The 20,432-nt window shown below is 51.8% G+C and carries 19 protein-coding genes and 2 pseudogenes; 17 read left to right on the top strand and 4 right to left on the bottom strand.

Annotation, left to right across the window (positions count from 1 at the left end; all coding sequences use genetic code 11):
- The first annotated feature begins 2 nt into the window (after positions 1–2).
- From serB to purH, 3 genes are all read left to right on the top strand, one after another.
- The gene (gene serB / locus DQM57_RS06395) at positions 3–830 is read left to right on the top strand and encodes a phosphoserine phosphatase SerB (RefSeq protein WP_111727303.1); all 828 of its coding nucleotides are present in this window, start codon (positions 3–5) and stop codon (positions 828–830) included.
- Between the two features lie 65 nt (positions 831–895).
- Complete coding sequence (locus DQM57_RS06390) at positions 896–2,119, top strand: chloride channel protein (protein WP_167395553.1); 1,224 nt, start codon at positions 896–898, stop codon at positions 2,117–2,119.
- 163 nt (positions 2,120–2,282) lie between these two features.
- A complete protein-coding gene (purH, locus tag DQM57_RS06385) occupies positions 2,283–3,863 on the top strand; it encodes a bifunctional phosphoribosylaminoimidazolecarboxamide formyltransferase/IMP cyclohydrolase (RefSeq protein ID WP_111727302.1) in 1,581 nt (526 codons plus the stop codon).
- Positions 3,864–3,935: 72 nt separating this feature from the next.
- Here purH and DQM57_RS06380 read toward each other — a convergent pair whose 3' ends face one another.
- Positions 3,936–5,732 (bottom strand): aminopeptidase P family protein, encoded by a 1,797-nt coding sequence (locus DQM57_RS06380; RefSeq protein ID WP_111727301.1) that lies wholly within the window; start codon positions 5,730–5,732, stop codon positions 3,936–3,938.
- Between the two features lie 317 nt (positions 5,733–6,049).
- Between DQM57_RS06380 and DQM57_RS06375 the strand changes: the two genes are divergently transcribed.
- A complete protein-coding gene (locus DQM57_RS06375) occupies positions 6,050–7,303 on the top strand; it encodes an NRAMP family divalent metal transporter (protein ID WP_004463959.1) in 1,254 nt (417 codons plus the stop codon).
- Positions 7,304–7,457: 154 nt separating this feature from the next.
- Entirely contained in the window at positions 7,458–8,969 is a 1,512-nt protein-coding gene (gene lysS / locus DQM57_RS06370; protein ID WP_107860212.1) for a lysine--tRNA ligase, read from the top strand.
- A gap of 76 nt (positions 8,970–9,045) precedes the next feature.
- On the opposite strand, the pseudogene DQM57_RS10070 reads toward lysS, so the two are convergent.
- From DQM57_RS10070 to DQM57_RS06360, 3 genes and pseudogenes are all read right to left on the bottom strand, one after another.
- Positions 9,046–9,165, bottom strand: a pseudogene (locus DQM57_RS10070) (oxidoreductase); the annotation flags it as partial.
- A 3-nt stretch (positions 9,166–9,168) separates the two neighbouring features.
- Positions 9,169–9,375 (bottom strand): hypothetical protein, encoded by a 207-nt coding sequence (locus DQM57_RS09560; protein WP_145960429.1) that lies wholly within the window; start codon positions 9,373–9,375, stop codon positions 9,169–9,171.
- 99 nt (positions 9,376–9,474) lie between these two features.
- A complete protein-coding gene (locus DQM57_RS06360) occupies positions 9,475–10,848 on the bottom strand; it encodes a DEAD/DEAH box helicase (protein ID WP_107860213.1) in 1,374 nt (457 codons plus the stop codon).
- A 214-nt stretch (positions 10,849–11,062) separates the two neighbouring features.
- On the opposite strand from DQM57_RS06360, the gene dusB reads away from it, so the two are divergent.
- From dusB to DQM57_RS06305, 12 genes and pseudogenes are all read left to right on the top strand, one after another.
- Positions 11,063–12,073 carry a tRNA dihydrouridine synthase DusB gene (gene dusB / locus DQM57_RS06355; RefSeq protein ID WP_111727300.1) on the top strand — a complete coding sequence of 337 codons (1,011 nt, stop codon included), beginning with the start codon at positions 11,063–11,065 and terminating at the stop codon, positions 12,071–12,073.
- Between the two features lie 29 nt (positions 12,074–12,102).
- Positions 12,103–12,342, top strand: a complete 240-nt coding sequence (locus DQM57_RS06350; protein WP_002213092.1) for a Fis family transcriptional regulator — start codon at positions 12,103–12,105, stop codon at positions 12,340–12,342.
- A gap of 2 nt (positions 12,343–12,344) precedes the next feature.
- A complete protein-coding gene (gene ruvC / locus DQM57_RS06345) occupies positions 12,345–12,881 on the top strand; it encodes a crossover junction endodeoxyribonuclease RuvC (protein ID WP_107860215.1) in 537 nt (178 codons plus the stop codon).
- A 49-nt stretch (positions 12,882–12,930) separates the two neighbouring features.
- Entirely contained in the window at positions 12,931–13,818 is an 888-nt protein-coding gene (locus tag DQM57_RS06340) for a lipid A biosynthesis lauroyl acyltransferase (protein WP_197711717.1), read from the top strand.
- Positions 13,819–14,543: 725 nt separating this feature from the next.
- Complete coding sequence (locus DQM57_RS06335; protein ID WP_004463709.1) at positions 14,544–15,338, top strand: 3'-5' exonuclease; 795 nt, start codon at positions 14,544–14,546, stop codon at positions 15,336–15,338.
- Between the two features lie 138 nt (positions 15,339–15,476).
- Positions 15,477–18,080 carry an aminopeptidase N gene (gene pepN, locus DQM57_RS06330; protein ID WP_111727298.1) on the top strand — a complete coding sequence of 868 codons (2,604 nt, stop codon included), beginning with the start codon at positions 15,477–15,479 and terminating at the stop codon, positions 18,078–18,080.
- Between the two features lie 21 nt (positions 18,081–18,101).
- Positions 18,102–18,310, top strand: a pseudogene (locus tag DQM57_RS10065) (HNH endonuclease).
- 2 nt (positions 18,311–18,312) lie between these two features.
- Entirely contained in the window at positions 18,313–18,702 is a 390-nt protein-coding gene (locus DQM57_RS06320) for a hypothetical protein (protein WP_107860218.1), read from the top strand.
- A gap of 157 nt (positions 18,703–18,859) precedes the next feature.
- Positions 18,860–19,132 (top strand): hypothetical protein, encoded by a 273-nt coding sequence (locus DQM57_RS06315; RefSeq protein WP_107860219.1) that lies wholly within the window; start codon positions 18,860–18,862, stop codon positions 19,130–19,132.
- Positions 19,114–19,266, top strand: a complete 153-nt coding sequence (locus DQM57_RS09665) for a hypothetical protein (protein WP_167395552.1) — start codon at positions 19,114–19,116, stop codon at positions 19,264–19,266. The genes DQM57_RS06315 and DQM57_RS09665 overlap by 19 nt, the downstream gene beginning before the upstream one ends.
- A complete protein-coding gene (locus DQM57_RS06310; RefSeq protein WP_107860220.1) occupies positions 19,253–19,798 on the top strand; it encodes a suppressor of fused domain protein in 546 nt (181 codons plus the stop codon). The genes DQM57_RS09665 and DQM57_RS06310 overlap by 14 nt, the downstream gene beginning before the upstream one ends.
- 80 nt (positions 19,799–19,878) lie before the next feature.
- Positions 19,879–20,427, top strand: a complete 549-nt coding sequence (locus DQM57_RS06305; protein ID WP_107860295.1) for a suppressor of fused domain protein — start codon at positions 19,879–19,881, stop codon at positions 20,425–20,427.
- Positions 20,428–20,432: the final 5 nt, after the last annotated feature.

Genomic DNA, 20,432 nt, shown 5'->3' with positions numbered 1-20,432 from the left:
GTATGGATAAGGTCTTGGTGTTGCAGGGTAATGAGGAAGCCTTGCGTGTGGTGTCCCGTTGTCTGGAACACAAACCGGAAAATCAGGGCGGGCGTATCAGGATGCCGGTTGGCGGCGATTTTTCCCCAACTGCCGAAATGCGTGAAAATATGAGGCGGATGGAAACGGATTTCGCCGTTTTGCCGGATATGGATTTTGGCGAACTCGGTTTAATTGTCAGCGATATGGATTCGACGCTGATCACCATCGAATGCATCGATGAAATTGCGGCGTGTGCCGGCTTGAAGGAACGCGTGGCGGAAATTACCGAGCGCGCCATGCGCGGAGAGTTGGATTTCGAGCAGTCGTTGCGCAGCCGCGTCGCCCTGTTGGCGGGATTGGACGAAAGTGTTTTGGCAGATGTTTATGAAAACGTTTTAAAGCTCTCGCCCGGTGCGGAATTTTTGTTGGACGAATGCAAAAGGCACAATGTGAAATTCCTGCTGGTGTCCGGTGGGTTCACATTTTTTACCGAAAGGCTGCAACAACGACTCGGCTTTGAATACCAACACGCCAATATTTTGGAAATTGAAAACGGCAGGTTGACCGGTCGTCTGAAAGGCAGAATCATCGACGCGCAGGCAAAGGCGGATTTATTGCGAGAATACCGCAGCCGCCTCGGATTGCAGCCGCATCAGGTGTTGGCGATGGGCGACGGTGCGAACGATATTCCGATGCTCAAAGAAGCCGGCATAGGCGTGGCTTACCGCGCCAAACCGAAAGCGCAGGCCGCCGCCGATGCCCGTATCAACTTCGGCGGTTTAGAGCGTGTACGCAGCCTGTTCGGATAGGCGGATAGGAAACGGATGCCGTCTGAAAACCGTGTTCAGACGGCATTTGAACGGCAGGAACGACAGTGGGACGCAGAAAACTTTGGTTTGCCCTGGCAGCAGCGGGCGTTATCGGCGGTTTGGTCGGCATTGTGCTGACGGAACTGATGCACTTCATACAGCATACGGCATACGGTTATGGCGCGGACGGTGCGTACATCTCGTTCCGCGAAGGTGTGGCTCATGCTTCGGAAGGGCGGCGTTTGGGCGTATTGATCCTGTGCGGTATGTTGGCAGGCGGCGGCTGGTGGTTGCTGAAAGCCTTGGGCAAACCGCTCATCGGAATCAAGGCGGCATTGAAGCAGCCGTTGCAGGGGCTGCCGTTTCTGACGACGGTTTTCCATGTTCTGCTGCAAATCATAACGGTCGGACTCGGTTCACCGCTCGGACGGGAAGTGGCGCCGCGCGAAATGACTGCCGCGTTTGCTTTTGCCGGCGGCAGGCGGTTGGGTTTGGATGAAGACGAAATGCGGCTGCTGATTGCTTGCGCTTCGGGTGCGGGTTTGGCGGCCGTGTATAATGTGCCGCTCGCCTCCACACTTTTCATCCTCGAAGCCATGCTGGGCGTGTGGACGCAGCAAGCCGTCGCCGCCGCATTGCTGACTTCCGTCATCGCCACCGCCGTCGCGCGCATCGGCTTAGGCGACGTGCAGCAATATCATCCGGCCAACCTTGCCGTCAGCACCTCATTACTTTGGTTTTCCGCCGTCATTGGCCCGATACTGGGCGCAACCGCCGTCTTTTTCCAGCGTACCGCCCCAAAATTCCCCTTCATCAAGCGCGACAATATCAAAATCATTCCCTTGGCAGTCTGCATGTTTGCGCTCATCGGCGCGATTGCCGTTTGGTTTCCCGAAATTTTGGGCAACGGCAAAGCAGGCAACCAACTGACCTTTGGCGGATTGACCGACTGGCAACACAGCCTTGAGCTGACCGCCGTCAAATGGCTGGTCGTCTTGATGGCGTTGGCGGCAGGCGCATACGGCGGCCTAATTACCCCGTCCATGATGCTCGGCAGTACCATCGCCTTTGCCGCAGCAGCAGCGTGGAACAGCGTTTTCCCAGAAATGCCGTCTGAAAGCGCGGCCGTTGTCGGCGCCGCCGTTTTTCTCGGTGTTTCCCTCAAAATGCCACTGACGGCTATCGTCTTTATTTTAGAGCTCACCTACGCCCCTGTTGCCTTACTCATGCCCTTATGCGCAGGCATGGCAGGCGCAGTATGGGTGGCAAAGAAAATGGGATTTAAATAGGCAAAATTAAAAGGCCGTCTGAAACCGAGTTTTAGACGGCCTTTTACAATAAAATTGTCAACAATATCTATAAAAACCTACTGCCAAAAAGGCGAAAATAGCGGATAATACCGCCCTGAAAATTCATCCCATATCGATTAAACCTTCAACAAAGGAAATCCAAATGTCTTCCATCAAACGCGCCTTGATCAGCCTGTCCGACAAGACAGGCGCAGTCGAATTTGCCCAAACCCTGCACAAACTCGGTGTCGAAATCCTCTCTACCGGCGGTACAGCAAAGCTCTTGGCTGATGCAGGCGTTCCCGTTATCGAAGTTGCCGACTATACCGGTTTTCCCGAAATGCTCGACGGCCGCGTGAAAACCCTGCATCCGAAAATCCACGGCGGCATCCTCGGCCGTCGCGATTTGGATGAACACGTCGCCAAGATGGAAGAGCACGGCATCGGCAATATCGACCTCGTGTGCGTCAACCTTTACCCCTTCGCTGCCACCATCGCCAAACCAAACTGCACACTGGAAGACGCGATTGAAAACATCGACATCGGCGGCCCAACCATGGTGCGCTCTGCCGCGAAAAACTGGAAACACGTCGCCATCGTTACCGACACAGCCGATTTCCCGGCCATCGCCGCCGAACTCGAAGCCAACAACGGAGCATTGAGCGACAAAACCCGTTTCAACCTCTCACGCAAAGCATTCAGCCACACCGCCCAATACGACGGCATGATTTCCAACTACCTGACCTCGCTTTCAGACGACGTCTTAAGCGGCCAGCCCCAAATCGGCGAATTCCCAAGTCAGTTCAACCAAAGCTGGATTAAAGTGCAAGACATGCGCTACGGCGAGAATCCGCACCAACGCGCCGCGTTCTACCGCGATATTTACCCTGCTGCAGGCAGCCTTTCCGCCTACAAACAGCTGCAAGGCAAAGAATTGTCTTACAACAATATCGCCGATGCCGATGCCGCATGGGAAGTCGTCAAGTCCTTTGATGCGCCGGCCTGCGTGATTGTGAAACACGCCAATCCGTGCGGCGTCGCCGTTGCAGCCGATACCTTGACCGCCTACAAACTCGCCTACGCTACCGACACCACCAGCGCGTTCGGCGGCATCATCGCCTTCAACCGCGAAGTGGACGGCGAAACCGTCAAACAAATTACCGACAACCAATTTATGGAAGTCCTCATGGCGCCGAAGTTCACCGCCGAAGCCCTCGAAATCGCCGCCGCCAAGAAAAACGTGCGCGTATTGGAAGTGCCGCTTGAAGCAGGTGCCAACCGCTTTGAACTCAAACGCGTCGGCGGCGGACTGTTGGTACAAACGCCCGACATCCACCGCATCAGCCGCGCCGATTTGAAAGTCGTCTCCAAACGTCAACCGACTGAGCAAGAATGGAACGACCTGATGTTCGTATGGAATGTCGCCAAATACGTCAAATCCAACGCCATCGTCTTCGGCAAAGGCGGCCAAACCTACGGCATCGGCGCAGGCCAAATGAGCCGCGTGGACAGCACCCGCATCGCTGCCCGCAAAGCGCAAGATGCAGGTTTGGACTTAAACGGCGCATGCGCTGCCTCTGATGCCTTCTTCCCGTTCCGCGACGGCGTGGATGTCATTGCCGAGCAGGGCATCAAAGCCATCATCCACCCCGCAGGCTCCATGCGCGATCAGGAAGTTTTCGATGCGGCAGACGAACACGGCATCGCCATGGTGGTAACGGGCGTGCGCCACTTCCGCCATTGATGTGAACCGGTAAAAAATGCCGTCTGAAACCTTTGTCTTGGGTTTCAGACGGCATTTTTTGTATCGGGCTGTTTAACGCGCCAGCGGTTCGGTGCGTTTGATCAGCCACGCTTTTGCCGCGCCTTCGGTCAGCGGCTCGAGTCGGCGGCGGACTTCGGCGTGGTAGCGGTTGACCCAGTCGATTTCGCCGTCGGTCATGAGGGCGGTGTCCATCAGGCGTGTATCGATGGGGCAGAGGGTCAGGGTTTCGAAGTATAGGAAGCTGCCGAACTCGGTTTCCTGCGGGTTGGCTACGGCTTGGTTGGCGGCAAGGTTTTCAATGCGGATGCCCCATTTTCCCGGGCGGTAGAGTCCGGGTTCGATAGACGTTACCATCCCTTTTTTCATCGCGGTTTCGGGCGTGGCGGGGGCGGCGAAGGCGATGCGTTGCGGCCCTTCGTGGACGTTGAGGAAATAGCCTACGCCGTGGCCTGTGCCGTGACCGTAGTCGCATTGCGCCTGCCACAGGGGTTTGCGGCAAATCGCGTCTATCAGCGGTGAGGGGATGTTTTCGGGGAACACGGCTTCGGCAAGCGCGATATGGGCTTTGAGAACGAGCGTGTTGTCGCGTTTTTGTTCTGCTGTGGGCGTGCCGACGGGGACGACGCGGGTGATGTCGGTCGTGCCGCCTTTGTATTGCGCGCCGGAGTCGATGAGCAGCAGCCCGTTGCCGCTGATGGTGCTATGGCTTTCGGGTGTTGCGCTGTAATGCGGCAGGGCGCCGTTGGCATTGAAGCCTGCGATGGTGTCGAAACTCAATGAAATGAAGCCCGGGAGCGCGCTGCGGTGGCGGTAAAGCATGGTGTCCACGTCGATTTCGGTCAGGCTGCCACCGTTGTCGATGATGTCTTCAAACTCGGCGAAGAAGCCGCACAACGCCGCGCCGTCGTGTTCCATCGCTTCGCGGATGTGGGCGATGTCGGCTCCGGATTTGCAGGATTTGAACAGCGTGGACGGGTTGATGCCTTCAATCAGGCGCACGCTTTCGGGCAGGCGCACGAGTGTACTGACGGCGGTTTTGTTCGGCTCGATGAGCAGCGCGCCGCCGATTTGCGCGAGTTTGTCGGTAACTTGGGCGTAAGGTTCGACCGTGATGTCGGCGGTTTGCAGCGCGGCGGCGGCTTCGGCGTTCAGACGGCATCGGTCGGTAAACAGGACGGCGTTGTCTTTGCCGATAAGCAGGAATGACACGAAAACAGGGTTGAAAGGCACGTCGCTGCCGCGCAGGTTGGTCAGCCAAGCGATGTCGTCAAGCGAGGAAACCAAGTGGTAATCCGCGCCTTTTTCCGCCATGACGGTACGCACGCGGGCGAGTTTTTCGGCGGCGGTTTCGGAGACGTAGTCGGGGTCGTGGATGAATACCGTTTCGGCAGGAATGGCTGGGCGGCTGCTCCATACGCGGTCAATCAGGTCATCGGGGTGTTCGATGCGGATGTTTTTGGCAGCTAGGGATTGCGCCAAAGTACGTTTGCCGGTGAGCGACACCATATCGGAAGGGATGCCGACGGCAGCGTTCTCGGGCAGGTTTGCCGCGAGCCATTCGTTGTACGGCGGCACTTGACCGCTTTTTTGCAGCTCAATGCCGCTGCCGGAAAGTTGTTTGGCGGCTTGTTCCCAATAGCGGCTGTCCACCCATACGCCCGCTTCATCGGCGGTAACGACGAATGTGCCGACCGAGCCGGTAAAGCCTGACAATTCGCGGCGCGCCTGCCAATGCTCGGGCAGGTATTCGGACAGGTGGGGGTCGGCGGAAGGGATGACGAGTGCGTCCAAGCCTTGCGCCTTCATGGCTTCGCGCAATGCGGACAGGTAATTCGATACGGTATTCATGAACGGATTCTCCAGAGAAAGTGTAAGGTTTCAGACGGCATGGCGGCGTACCGGCTGAGGAAACGTAACCATCTTATCAAATCGTTTGCCGGCTGCAAAACGCGTTCAGGGGTTTGAAAGTATATTTTGTACGGTAAAAAGCGATGCAAGGCTATTTGTTGTAAACTTTCAGGCATAAAATGCCATATTGCATGTTTTTCTGAAAATAATTGGGAGAAATCAGGAATATTAGGGTGTAAAGTTTCAATAAGCCGGTTTGGCGTGTATTTAGATTACGTTAAAATACGCATTTTTTATATTAGCAATACGGAAAAATCATGTCCGAACAACATATTTCGACTTGGAAAAGTAAAATCAACGCATTGGGGCCGGGTATTATGATGGCATCGGCGGCAGTCGGCGGATCGCACCTGATTGCCTCGACGCAGGCGGGTGCGCTTTACGGCTGGCAGCTCGCGTTGATTATCGTCCTAACCAACCTCTTCAAATACCCGTTTTTCCGCTTCAGCGCGCATTACACGCTGGACACGGGTAAAAGCCTGATTGAAGGTTATGCGGAGAAAAGCCGCATCTACCTGTGGGTTTTCTTGATTTTGTGTATTGCTGCCGCGACGATTAACGCGGGTGCGGTTGCCATTGTAACCGCCGCCATCGTCAAAATGGCGATTCCCTCGCTGACACTGGGTATCGGCGCAATCTCCGCGCTGATTATGGCATCCTGCCTGATTATCCTGGCGAGCGGACGCTACAAGGCTTTGGACAATGTTTCCAAAATTATCATCGTCAGCCTGACGGTTGCCACGGTTGCCGCCGCCGGTATCGCCATGTCGCGCGGTATGCAGATGAAACCTGATTTTATCGAGCCGACACCGTGGACGCTTGCCGGTTTGGGCTTCCTGATCGCGCTGATGGGCTGGATGCCTGCGCCGATTGAAATTTCCGCCATCAATTCTTTGTGGGTTACGGAGAAACAGCGCCTCCAACCTTCCTCTTATCATGACGGGATTTTTGATTTCAACGTCGGTTACATCACCAGTGCCGTGCTTGCCGTCGTCTTCCTTGCTCTGGGTGCGTACGTGCAATACGGCAACGGTGAAGAAGTGCAGATGGCCGGCGGCAAATATGTCGGACAACTGATCAATATGTATGCGGTAACCATCGGCGACTGGTCGCGTCCGCTGGTGGCGTTTATCGCTTTTGCCTGCATGTACGGTACGACGATTACCGTTGTTGACGGTTATGCGCGCGCCATTGCGGAACCTGTGCGCCTGCTGCGCGGCAGTGAGAAAACCGGCAACGCCGAACTCTTTGCCTGGAATATTTGGGTTGCAGGCAGCGGTTTGGCGGTGATTTTCTGGTTCAACAGCGCGATGGCCGAGCTGCTCAAATTTGCCATGATTACCGCTTTTGTGTCCGCCCCTGTGTTCGCATGGCTCAACTACCGCCTGGTCAAAGGAGACAAACGGCACAAGCTTACCGCCGGTATGAATTTCCTTGCCATTGTCGGCTTGCTCTACCTGACCGGATTTGCCGTTTTGTTCCTGTTGAACCTTAGTGGACTTTTGGCATAGGTTTCAAAATCTGAATGCCGTCTGTAATATTTTCAGACGGCATTGCCCTTTCCTAGAAAAAAACACCGACATCGCGTAAAATATGCGCAAATTTTGTGATTCAATCAGGTCGTCTGAAACAGATTGCGCCTGATTTATTTTTCCGGAAAACACCATGAGCGAACAAAACAATCCGCAAATCGAGCCGCAGTTGGACGAAAACCAAATCATCGCCCTGCGCCGCGAGAAACTGCACAACATCCGCAAAGAACGCAACGCCTACCCTAACGATTTCAAACGCGACAGCTTTGCCGCCGACCTGCATACCCAATACGGTGAAATCAGCAAAGAAGAACTCGACCCGCAAGGTATTCCCGTCAAAGTGGCCGGCCGCATGATGCTCAAACGTCAAATGGGCAAAGCCAGCTTCGCCACCATTCAAGACGTTACCGGTCAAATCCAGCTTTATTTGAACAACAAAGGCGTGAGCCAAGAAGTTTTGGACGACTTCAACCACTGGGACTTGGGCGACATCGTCGGCGCGGAAGGCACTTTGTTTAAAACCAACCACGGTGAATTGACCGTGCGCGTGTCTGACATCCGCCTGCTGTCTAAATCCCTGCGCCCGCTGCCCGACAAACACAAAGGCTTGAGCGATCAGGAAACCAAATACCGCCAACGCTACGTCGATTTGATTGCCAACGAAGAATCGCGCAATACCTTCATCAAACGCAGCCAAATCATCCAATCTGTGCGCAATTTTATGGTGAACGAGCGTTATCTCGAAGTCGAAACCCCGATGATGCACCCGATTCCCGGCGGCGCGACGGCGAAACCGTTCGTGACCCACCACAATGCTTTGGACATCCCGCTCTACCTGCGCATCGCGCCCGAGCTGTATCTGAAACGCTTGGTGGTCGGCGGTTTGGAGCGCGTGTTTGAAATCAATCGCAGCTTCCGCAACGAAGGCATGTCGGTGCGCCACAATCCCGAATTCACCATGATCGAATTCTACGAAGCCTTCTCCGACTACGAACGTATGATGCAGATGGCAGAAGACATCATCAGAAACGCATCGCGCACAGTAAACGGCACGGCGAAAATCACTTACAACGGCAAAGAAGTCGATTTGGAAAGCCCGTTCGAACGCCTGACCATTCTCGGTGCCATCAAAAAATACAATCCGCACTACACCGACGAGCAGTTGAACGATGCGGAGTGGCTGAAAAAAGAAATCGTCAAACACGGCGAAAGCCTGCCGCCGTCTCCGGGTATCGGCAGCCTGCAACTTGCCCTGTTTGAAGGTTGTGCCGAGGGCAAATTGTGGAACCCGACCTTTATCGTCGATTACCCGGTTGAGGTTTCCCCGTTGGCACGCGCTTCCGATACCAAACAAGGTCTGACCGAACGTTTCGAATTGTTCGTTGTCGGTCGCGAGCTGGCAAACGGCTATTCCGAGTTGAACGACCCCGAAGACCAAGCCGAACGCTTCAAAGCGCAAGTGGCGCAAAAAGACGCGGGCGACGACGAAGCCATGCACTACGACGCCGACTACATCCGCGCGATGGAATTCGGTCTGCCGCCGACAGGAGGTTGCGGCATCGGCATCGACCGCCTGGTGATGCTGCTGACCGATTCGCAAACCATCCGCGACGTGATTCTGTTCCCGCAAATGCGTCCCGAATAATCATAAAAACAGTTGAAATGGAAATGCCGTCTGAACCCGTTTGGATTCAGACGGCATTTTGTATGGCGGTACGGATTTATTCGGTTTCTAACTGACCGATCCATTCAGCCAAGGCGGACAGGTGCTGTTCGGGTTTCTCCACGAATGGATTCTCGGTGTCACATGCGTATCCTGCCAAAATGGAAGAAATCATACGGCATCAGGCTTTCCCGATGATGAAGCGCGGAAAATGCTGTTGCTCCAATACGCAGGCTTTATAACTTTTTTTGCGAAATAGGGAGAATTCTGCAGATTCTGCCGAACCTGCACTGATTAAGGCGGCATCGAATGAGCGGGATATTGGGAAATCCTGATGGTTTGAGTAGGGGGGGACAATGTTGTGCAGATAAGGAAGTCTCAGGAACAAATTTATTTTAGCCGGACGATTTTGCACAAATAAAGCAGTTTGCTTGAAAAATGCCGTCTGAAACGGAAATGTTCAGACGGCATTCGGATTTCAGGCGGTTTATTTTACGCCGTAACGGGGTTGGAGCAGGGCGCACGACTGGTGTTCCCGACGGCTGCGGCGGCTGCGACCGGCGATTTTTCCGCATGCGGCACCCGCATCGTTTGCCGTGGTTTCCGGTCGGGTATTTTTTTCGCGCTGAGCCTTGGCGGATTCGTAGCGGTTGCGTTGTCTCGGTTCGCTTGTTTCGGTTTTTTCCGGTTTTGAGCCTTCCTGTTCCCACCATCGGGGCTCGAAGCCTTCGATGCGTTCGATGAGCAGCTTGTTGCCGGTCAGTTCTTTGATGGCCTCAAACATTTTCTGTTCGGATTCGTCCATCAGGGAAATCGCCACACCGTCCGCACCGGCGCGCCCTGTGCGTCCGATGCGGTGGACGTAGTCTTCGGGCTGGGTGGGCATTTCGTAATTGATAACGAAGGGCAGTTCGGCAATATCCAGACCGCGTGCGGCGATATCGGTTGCGACAAGTACGCGCAGGCTACCGTCTTTGAAGGCGTTGAGTGTCTCGAGCCGGCTCTGTTGGGAACGGTCTCCGTGTATCGCCTGTGCGGAGAGGTTGCGGCGGATTAAATCACGCGTTACCTGGTCGACGCTCTGTTTGGTTTTGCAAAAGACGATAACCTGGGGCATGTGCAGATCGACAATCAGGCGTTCGAGCAGGTTGCGCTTCTGCATGGTATCGACCGCGATGATGTGCTGCTCGACATTTGCGTTGGTGGTGTTTTGGGCGGCAACCTCGACGGTTTCGGGCGCATTCATGAAGTCTTGTGCCAGTTTGCGTATCGGTGCGGAGAAGGTGGCGGAAAAGAGCAGGGTTTGGCGTTGGCGGGGCAGCATCTGCATGATTTTGCGGATGTCGTCGATGAACCCCATATCCAACATGCGGTCTGCTTCGTCCAGAACGACGATTTCGACTTTGTTTAAACTGATGTTTTTCTGTTTCACATGGTCTAGGAGCCGTCCGACTGTGGCGACGACGATCTCGCAGCCGGCACGCAGGTCGGCGGTTTGTTTGTCCATGTTGACACCGCCGAAGAGGACGGTATGCCGTAGCGGCAGATTTTTAATATAGTCCTGCACGTTTTGGTCGATTTGGTCGGCGAGTTCGCGCGTCGGGGTCAACACGAGCATACGCACGGGGTGCATCGCGGGCGAGGTGCTGGCGGTGGCGTAGCGTTTGAGGCGTTCCAGACTGGGCAGCATAAAGGCAGCGGTTTTGCCTGTGCCGGTTTGGGCGGCGGCTAGTAAATCATGACCGGCGAGTGCTTTGGGAATGGCGGCGGCTTGGATGGGCGTCGGGTTTTCGTAACCTTGCGCGGTCAGCGCGGAAACGAGTTCCGTACCCAAACCTAAAGAGGAAAATGGATTACTCATGATTGTAGTCTTTCTTTCAGACGTTATGCCGTCTGAAACGGGAAACCGATAGGACGGGGAAAGTAAACTGCCCGCCTGTGAGTGGCGGGGCAGGAAATCTGTGTGCGGATTATGCCATAAAACGACACGTGCCCCAATCGCGGGCGCAGGCAGAGATTGGAAATTTTGCTTAAAAAATGTACAATGTTGCACTTTTTTGAAATGCGGACCCATTATGCGCATCGGCGGCTACATTATCGACAATCCCATTGCACTCGCCCCGATGGCGGGCATTACGGACAAACCGTTCCGCCGACTTTGCCGAGATTTTGGCGCAGGTTGGGCGGTGTGCGAAATGCTAACCAGCGACCCGACGCTTAGAAATACCAAAAAGACCCTGCACCGCAGTGACTTTACCGATGAAGGCGGTGTCGCCGCTGTGCAGATTGCCGGCAGCGATCCGCAGCAGATGGCGGATGCCGCCCGTTACAACGTCAGCCTCGGGGCGCAGGTTATCGACATCAACATGGGCTGTCCCGCTAAAAAAGTCTGCAATGTCCAAGCTGGTAGCGCACTGATGCAGAACGAGCCGCTGGTTGCCGCCATTCTCGAAGCAGTCGTCCGTGCGGTGGACGTTCCCGTTACCCTCAAAACCCGTTTGGGCTGGCACGACGACCACAAAAACCTGCCTGCCATCGCCCGTATCGCCGAAGATTGCGGCATTGCCGCCCTTGCCGTCCACGGACGCACTCGCACGCAAATGTACAAAGGCGAAGCGGCTTACGACCTGATTGCCGAAACCAAATGCCGTCTGAACATCCCGGTCTGGGTCAACGGCGACATTACTTCGCCGCAAAAAGCCCAAGCCGTCCTCAGACAAACCGCCGCAGACGGCATCATGATAGGGCGAGGCGCACAAGGCAGGCCGTGGTTCTTCCGTGATTTGAAACATTACGCCGAACACGGTGTTTTACCGCCTGCCTTGAGTTTGGCAGAATGCACCGCCACTATTTTGAACCACATCCGCGCCATGCACGCGTTTTATGGTGAGACCGCCGGTGTGCGCATCGCACGCAAACACATAGGTTGGTACATCGACGAAATGCCCGACGGCGAACAGACACGTCGTGAAATCAACTACTTGGACAGTGCAGCGGCGCAATACGACATGCTTGCAGGTTATCTTGAAAGACTTGCCGAAAAAACCGACAGTTGGGCGTGCTCCTACCACCCAAAAGCCTTCTGAACACTTGATTATCCTTTGAAAGTGCAATCATGCCCCATACCCTTCCCGATATTTCTCAATGCATCAGACAAAATTTAGAACAATATTTCAAAGACCTGAACGGTACCGAACCTTGCGGCGTGTACGATATGGTATTGCATCAGGTGGAAAAACCGCTGTTGGTGTGTGTGATGGAGCAATGCGGCGGTAATCAGTCCAAAGCCTCCGTCATGTTGGGACTGAACCGCAATACCTTGCGTAAAAAACTGATTCAACACGGTTTGTTGTGAATATGGCTGCAACCGTCCGTATCTTAGGCATCGACCCGGGCAGCCGCGTAACGGGTTTCGGTGTCATCGATGTCAGGGGGCGGGATCATTTTTATGTTGCCTCAGGCTGCATCAAAACGCCCGCCAATGCCGCACTGGCAGACAGGATTGCCGTGATTGTGCGGCATATCGGCGAAGTCGTTACCACTTACAAGCCTCAACAGGCGGCAGTGGAACAGGTTTTCGTCAACGTCAATCCGGCATCGACGCTGATGTTGGGGCAGGCTAGGGGGGCGGCATTGGCGGCTCTGGTCAGCCATGGTTTGCCCGTTTCAGAATACACTGCCTTGCAGGTCAAACAGGCGGTGGTCGGCAAGGGTAAGGCGGCAAAAGAACAGGTGCAGCATATGGTGGTGCAGATGCTCGGCTTATCGGGAACGCCTCAGTCGGATGCCGCCGACGGTTTGGCGGTGGCCTTGACCCATGCCTTGCGCAACCATGGGCTTGCGTCCAAACTCAGCCCTTCCGGGATGCAGGTCAAGCGCGGCAGATTCCAATAGTTTCAGACGGCATTTTCGTTATCTCCCTGAAAAGGAAATGTGTATCAAGATGAAGTTCATATTTTTTATTTTGTATGCCCTGCGGTTTTTGCCGTTTGCGCTGCTGCACAAACTTGCCGACCTGACGGGTTTGCTTGCCTACCGTTTGATCAAACCCCGCCGAAGGGTTGGGGAAATCAATTTGGCAAAATGTTTTCCCGAATGGAGTGAGGAAAAGCGTAAAACCGTATTGAAGCAGCATTTCAAACACATGGCGAAGTTGATGTTGGAGTACGGTTTATACTGGTATGCGCCCGCAGGACGTTTGAAGTCGCTGGTGCGTTACCGCAACAAACATTATCTGGATGAGGCATTGTCGGCAGGGGAAAAAGTCATCATCCTGTATCCGCACTTTACCGCGTTCGAGATGGCGGTATACGCGCTTAATCAGGATGTTCCGCTGATCAGTATGTATTCCCATCAAAAAAATAAGATGTTGGACGAACAGATTTTGAAAGGCCGCAACCGCTATAACAATGTTTTTCTAATCGGCCGTACGGAAGGTTTACGCGCCATCATCAGGCAGTTCCGCAAAAGCAGTGCGCCGTTTTTGTATCTTCCCGATCAGGATTTCGGACGCAATGAGTCGGTTTTTGTAGATTTCTTCGGTATTCAGACGGCAACGATTACCGGTTTGAGCCGGATAGCCGCCCTTGCAAATGCCAAAGTGATTCCCGCCATCCCCGTCAGGGAGGCGGACAATACGGTTACATTGCATTTCTACCCTGCTTGGGAGTCCTTTCCGAGTGAAGATGCGCAGGCCGACGCGCAGCGTATGAACCGTTTTATCGAAGACAGGGTGCGCGAACATCCGGAACAATATTTTTGGCTGCACAAGCGTTTTAAAACCCGTCCGGAAGGTGAACAGGATTTTTACAAATTACACGAAACTACATAGTGGGCTGTTAAGGGAAAATTGAGTTTTGCGATTGTTTTTTTAAATGCGAAAAATTGAATTATATAAACAGAAGCATTTAATAATTGCTGTTATTTAAGTGCCTAAAAAATAATATTTTCTGATTTTAAAAATAGATTTCAAAGAAAATTTGGAGAATACATGATAAATCAATGAATATATTCTATCGATATGGTTAATATATTAAAATTAATTTCCTTTAAAAACAAAATGTTGTAAATTACCATTCAATAACCGTTATTTTGCTCGGTGCTATCTTGAAAAATATATTGTCAAATATATAGATATTATAAAATTAAGTATCAATTTAAATAAATTATTAGAATTTTAATCTAAAAAATCAAAAAATTCATCATTTTATAAAATAAACGCTTCTATATCAATTTTGTAAAAAATGCTTGGCAAACTGTAAAAAATAGCGTACATTTCGCTACATGGAATTACAGACGCAGCTAGGAAATGCCGTCTGAAAGGATATGCTGGTCAGTTTTATGACTGGTTGGCGTTTCATCGGAAACGGTGAAACGAAAGTTTACCGGCGTAGAGTTGAGCTGCGCAGGTAAAGCCGCAGGCGGAAGCCTGTATTGTTTGTGAAGCGTAAATCTCTGATTTGAGGTATTGGGGCAATCCTGTGGGGGGTTGCCTCTTTTTTTATCGGCCTTTTAATGACACAATAGGCGCATCCGTTTTAAATACAAGGTGCTGTCATGACCACGATTTTGGCTTTCGATATTGAAACCGTACCTGATGTCCAGGGTATCCGAACATTGTACGAGCTGCCGTCCTCACTGCCCGACGATGAAGTGGTGCTGTTTGCCCAGCAAAAACGCCGTGCTCAGACAGGCGGAGATTTTATGCAGCATCATCTTCATCAGGTTGTGGCGATTTCGTGCTGCATGCGGTGGGGGCAGGATAAAGTCCATGTCGGTACAATCGGCGAGATGGATGATGGCGAGGAAGTGGTCATCGCCAAATTTTTCGAGTTGATTGAAAAACATACGCCGCAGCTGGTCAGTTGGAACGGGGGCGGGTTCGATTTGCCTGTCCTGCATTACCGTTCATTGTTGTACGGCATCAGTGCCGCGCGTTATTGGGATATGGGCGAAGGTGAATTTGGAGACAGCCGCGATTTCAAGTGGAACAACTATATCAGCCGTTATCACCAACGCCACTGCGATTTGATGGATTTGCTCGCACTTTATCAGCCGAGGGCAAACGTGCCGCTGGACGATATGGCGAAACTGTGTGGTTTTCCGGGTAAATTGGGTATGGACGGCAGCAAGGTCTGGGAGGCATTCCATGCCGGTAAATTGAAGGAAATCCGCAATTATTGTGAAACCGATGCGGTAAATACCTATCTGATGTACCTGCGTTTCTGTTTGGTCAGCGGAAGGTTTGATGCGGATGAATACGAAATGGAAATCAAACGGATTAGGAATTACCTATCCGCACAAGCCGGGGACAAGCAGCATTGGGAAGAGTTTGTCCAAGCGTGGAAATAAAGATTGAAATTAAAACCGGTTGTTTGACGGTGCGTCCGCACTGATGTTTCGGTTTCATACGGCATATCGGTGCAGGGTTTGCCCATGCCGTCTGAAACCGGTTTTCCTTATCAAACCAAATAATATTGAAAGAAAAAAATGAGCAAAACCGTCCGTTATCTGAAAGATTACCAAACGCCTGCCTACCGCATCCTCGAAACCGACCTGCATTTCGACATTGCCGAACCGCAAACCATTGTGAAATCCCGTTTGACGGTCGAGCCGCAGAGGGTGGGGGAGCTGCTGGTGTTGGACGGTTCGGCGAAACTCTTGTCCGTCAAAATCAACGGGGCGGCGGCGGATTATGTGTTGGAAGGCGAGACGCTGACGATTGCGGGTGTGCCGTCCGAACGCTTCACCGTCGAAGTGGAAACCGAAATCCTGCCGGCGGAAAACAAATCGCTGATGGGGCTGTATGCTTCCGGCGGCAATCTGTTTACCCAATGCGAGCCGGAGGGCTTCCGCAAAATCACGTTCTACATCGACCGTCCGGATGTGATGTCCAAGTTCACCACCACCATCGTCGCCGACAAAAAACGTTATCCCGTTTTGCTTTCCAACGGCAACAAAATCGACGGCGGCGAGTTTTCAGACAGCCGCCATTGGGTGAAATGGGAAGACCCGTTTGCCAAACCGAGCTATCTGTTTGCTTTGGTCGCGGGCGACTTGGCGGTAACGGAAGACTATTTCACCACCATGAGCGGCAGAAACGTCAAAATCGAGTTTTACACCACCGAAGCGGACAAGCCCAAGGTTGGCTTTGCCGTAGAATCATTGAAAAACGCGATGAAGTGGGACGAAACGCGCTTCGGTTTGGAATACGACTTGGATATTTTCATGGTCGTTGCCGTGGGCGATTTCAATATGGGTGCGATGGAAAACAAGGGTTTGAACATCTTTAACACCAAGTTCGTCCTTGCCGACAGCCGCACCGCTACCGATACTGATTTTGAAGGCATCGAATCCGTGGTCGGACACGAATATTTCCACAACTGGACGGGCAACCGCGTGACCTGCCGCGACTGGTTCCAGCTTTCGCTGAAAGAAGGGCTGACCGTGTTCCGCGACCAAGAGTTTTCCGGCGACCGCGCCAGCCGCGCCGTGCGCCGCATCGAAAACATCCGCCTTTTGCGCCAGCACCAGTTCCCCGAAGACGCAGGCCCGACCGCCCATCCGGTGCGCCCCGCCAGCTATGAGGAGATGAACAATTTCTACACCATGACCGTTTATGAAAAAGGCGCGGAAGTGGTGCGGATGTATCACACCCTGCTCAGCGAAGAGGGCTTCCAAAAAGGCATGAAGCTCTATTTCCAACGCCACGACGGGCAGGCCGTTACCTGCGACGATTTCCGCGCGGCGATGGCGGACGCGAACGGCATCAATCTCGACCAGTTCGCCTTGTGGTACAGTCAGGCGGGCACGCCCGTTTTGGAAGCGGAAGGTCGTCTGAAAAACAATATTTTCGAGTTAACCATTAAACAAACCGTGCCGCCCACGCCCGATATGGCGGACAAGCAGCCGATGATGATTCCCGTCAAAATCGGGCTGCTGAACCGCAACGGCGAAGCAGTGGCATTCGATTATCAGGGCAAACGCGTAACCGAAGCCGTGTTGCTGCTGACCGAAACCGAACAGACCTTCGCGCTCGAAGGCGTGACCGAAGCCGTCGTTCCCTCGCTGCTGCGCGGGTTCAGCGCGCCGGTGCACCTGAACTATCCGTACAGCGACGACGACCTGCTGCTCCTGCTCGCCCACGACAGCGACGCCTTCACGCGCTGGGAAGCCGCGCAAACGCTCTACCGCCGCGCCGTCGCCGCCAACCTTGCCGCGCTTTCAGACGGCGTTGAGTTGCCGAAACACGAAAAACTGCTTGCCGCCGTCGAAAAAGTCATTTCAGACGACCTCTTAGACAACGCCTTCAAAGCCCTGCTTTTGGGCGTGCCGTCTGAAGCCGAACTGTGGGACGGCGCGGAAAACATCGACCCGCTGCGCTACCATCAGGCGCGCGAAGCCTTGTTGGATAGGCTTGCCGTCCACTTCCTGCCGAAATGGCACGAGTTGAACCGTCAGGCGGCGCAGCAGGAAAACCAAAGCTACGAGTACAGCCCCGAAGCCGCCGGCTGGCGCACGTTGCGCAACGTCTGCCGCGCCTTCGTCCTGCGCGCCGACCCCGCACACATCGAAACCGTTGCCGAAAAATACGGCGAAATGGCGCAAAACATGACTCACGAATGGGGCATTCTGTCCGCCGTCAACGGCAACGAAAGCGATACGCGCAACCGCCTCTTGGCGCGGTTTGCCGACAAGTTTTCAGACGACGCGCTGGTGATGGACAAATATTTTGCCCTCGTCGGTTTAAGCCGCCGCAGTGACACCCTGCAACAGGTTCAAACCGCCTTGCAACATCCGAAATTCAGCCTCGAAAACCCCAACAAAGCCCGCTCGCTCATCGGCAGCTTCAGCCGCAACGTCCCGCATTTTCACGCAGAAAACGGCAGCGGCTACCGCTTCATTGCCGACAAAGTCATCGAAATCGACCGCTTTAACCCGCAGGTCGCCGCCCGTTTGGTGCAGGCGTTCAACCTCTGCAACAAGCTCGAGCCGCACCGCAAAAACTTGGTGAAACAAGAATTGCAGCGCATTCGGGCGCAGGAAGGATTGTCGAAAGACGTGGGCGAAATCATCGGCAAGATTTTGGATTGAGGCCGTCAAACAGAAAAAACAATGCCGTCTGAAAGCCCATTCCGCTTTTCAGACGGCATTATTGATACAAAGCAGGTAACTAAAAGAGCATTTAACAGCAAAGGAACATTTGAAATACCGGCTACACTTGGCATCATCATCAAGATACTGGAAGGATGCAATTGATTAATGAAGACTTGCATCATGATACCGGACATATCGGTTGGAGAGCGATGAGTAAAGGAAAGTAACTATGTGGAAAATCATAAAAGAGGATAGTGATGATTTAGGATTTGCAATTAAATGCTTATTCTCTCAGTCTATTGATTTAAATGAATTCAAGTTATGGATTGAACAAGTAATACGCGATATGCCCATCGAGGACATCCCTTTTTATATTTTTGACTTGGCGGACTTCGATGTAGGAATTGGCGATATTGGCAATATTGTAGGTTTTGCTCCGAGTTCCAGCCTGCCGAAATCGAAAAAAAATGCCTTGACCGGCATTGCCTTCTTAAGGGGGATAGATGTCTATGATCCGCCTATCTCAAAAGAAAAAGCATTAAAAGCCTTAGAGAAATATCCTGAAATTTATCAGAAGTTTCAGCATTTCTTTCCGTTTATAGAACTGCCTCCGCTTTAAACAGTCAAAATGCCGTCTGAAACGATATTCGGCTTTCAGACGGCATTTTTGATACAAAACAGGTAACTAAAGTAGCGTTTGACCGCAAAGGAAAATCTAAAAACCCAATGGACGTGTAATAGAAAATAGTGTAGTAACAATTATTCAGGATTAAAAAATGATGAGTGTAAAAGAATTATTCAAAGTTATCTTAGATAAAAATAAGGATTTTCCTATTAGAACGATTCATCGCACTCCAATGGGGATACTTCCCAAACCTGTTGCTTTAAGTATTGTTCAATATGAAGATGACCAAGGATTTTATTTGTTTTATTTGGATGAGACCGGTCAGGAACAAACGGATACTTATCATGACACATTAGATTCGGCATTTGAACAAGCGGAGTTTGAATTTGGAATCAGCAAAGAGGAATGGATGCAAAGTCCTTAGGCGGCAAAATCAAGGTGCTGCTTTATTTTTCAGACGGCATTTCCGTTAATAAAAAAGTCGGTATTGGAGCCCAAAACAGCCTACGTCTTGCCGGGATAGGGATGAAAGTTTTAAGAAAAAATGATTATAGTTGAACATTTAGAACATTATTTGGGTGAAATCGAAAGCGGTATAAAATGCTTGGATCGACGTTATCATCTCAGCGTTTCCGTCTTCCCATCACAACCATATAAAGGGGTAACTACTTTTTCTACTTTAGGCTTAAATCGATATGACTTGAACTATAAGAGTAGGTTTGAATTAATTTTTACCTGTTCTGAAGAATGGAATAAAGAAAATATTGCAGCTTTTCTATCAGGAGTGGCTGAATATTTGATTGACAATAGACAACCTATTTTAAGAGGTGAAATTATTCAATTACCCAGGGTAATTATCGAAGGTAGCAAAATGGATGCACTGTATGTTTCCGCCCCATTTTATTTCGACGATGATTTTCAGGTCTGTTATGGAGAACACTGCAATATCGTTTTCCCTTTGCTCGTCCCGTTGTATAAACAGGAAGCAGAATTGGTGGAAAAAAAGGGTTGGAATACTTTTGAACGGTTCTTGCTGGATAATGAAGTTGACAACCTTTCGGATATGAATCGGAAACCGTTTGCTTGGTAAATACCTTCTTCAAACGGTCAATGCCGTCTGAAAAACCTTGTTTCAGGTTTCAGGCGACCTTTGAAAACAGGCTAAAAAGCATGGACTATAACCAAACTGTTTTATCTCATTTGCAAAATTTTTGGAAACATCATGAAATTAAAGGATTTACTTGGGCTTTAGGAAGGATTGTTGAAGAACTTCCCGATTTCCAAGTTTTCCAAGTGATTCCTAATCATGCAGATGAGCCTTGGGTTTATGTCAGCTCTGGGATAGGCTCATTTTTAGGACAGGAGTTTTTTATCGTCAGCCCGTTTGAAACGCCCGAACATATTGAGACCTTGGCAATGCTGGCATCGGCAAGTATGCATTATCCTGATCAATTTCAATTAGGAAAAACGGTCAATATCGGCAGACCGTGGGTCGATCAATCGTCCTTTCGGCATTTTCTGATTTCTCTGCCTTATCCTTATGGGCAAGAGTTGGAATATATGGATAATGTCCGATTTTTCTGGTTATTGCCGATTACCTATCAAGAGAGGCTTTTTCTAGATACTCATTCGGTAGAAGAATTGGAAACGAAATTCGATGAAGCGGGTATTGATTATTTAGATATAAATCGTGCGAGTACTGTCTGGCAGGTCGGATAAAAACC

It is taken from the genome of Neisseria cinerea (assembly GCF_900475315.1).
GTDB lineage: Bacteria > Pseudomonadota > Gammaproteobacteria > Burkholderiales > Neisseriaceae > Neisseria > Neisseria cinerea.
This window is presented reverse-complemented; position numbering and strand designations above follow the sequence as displayed.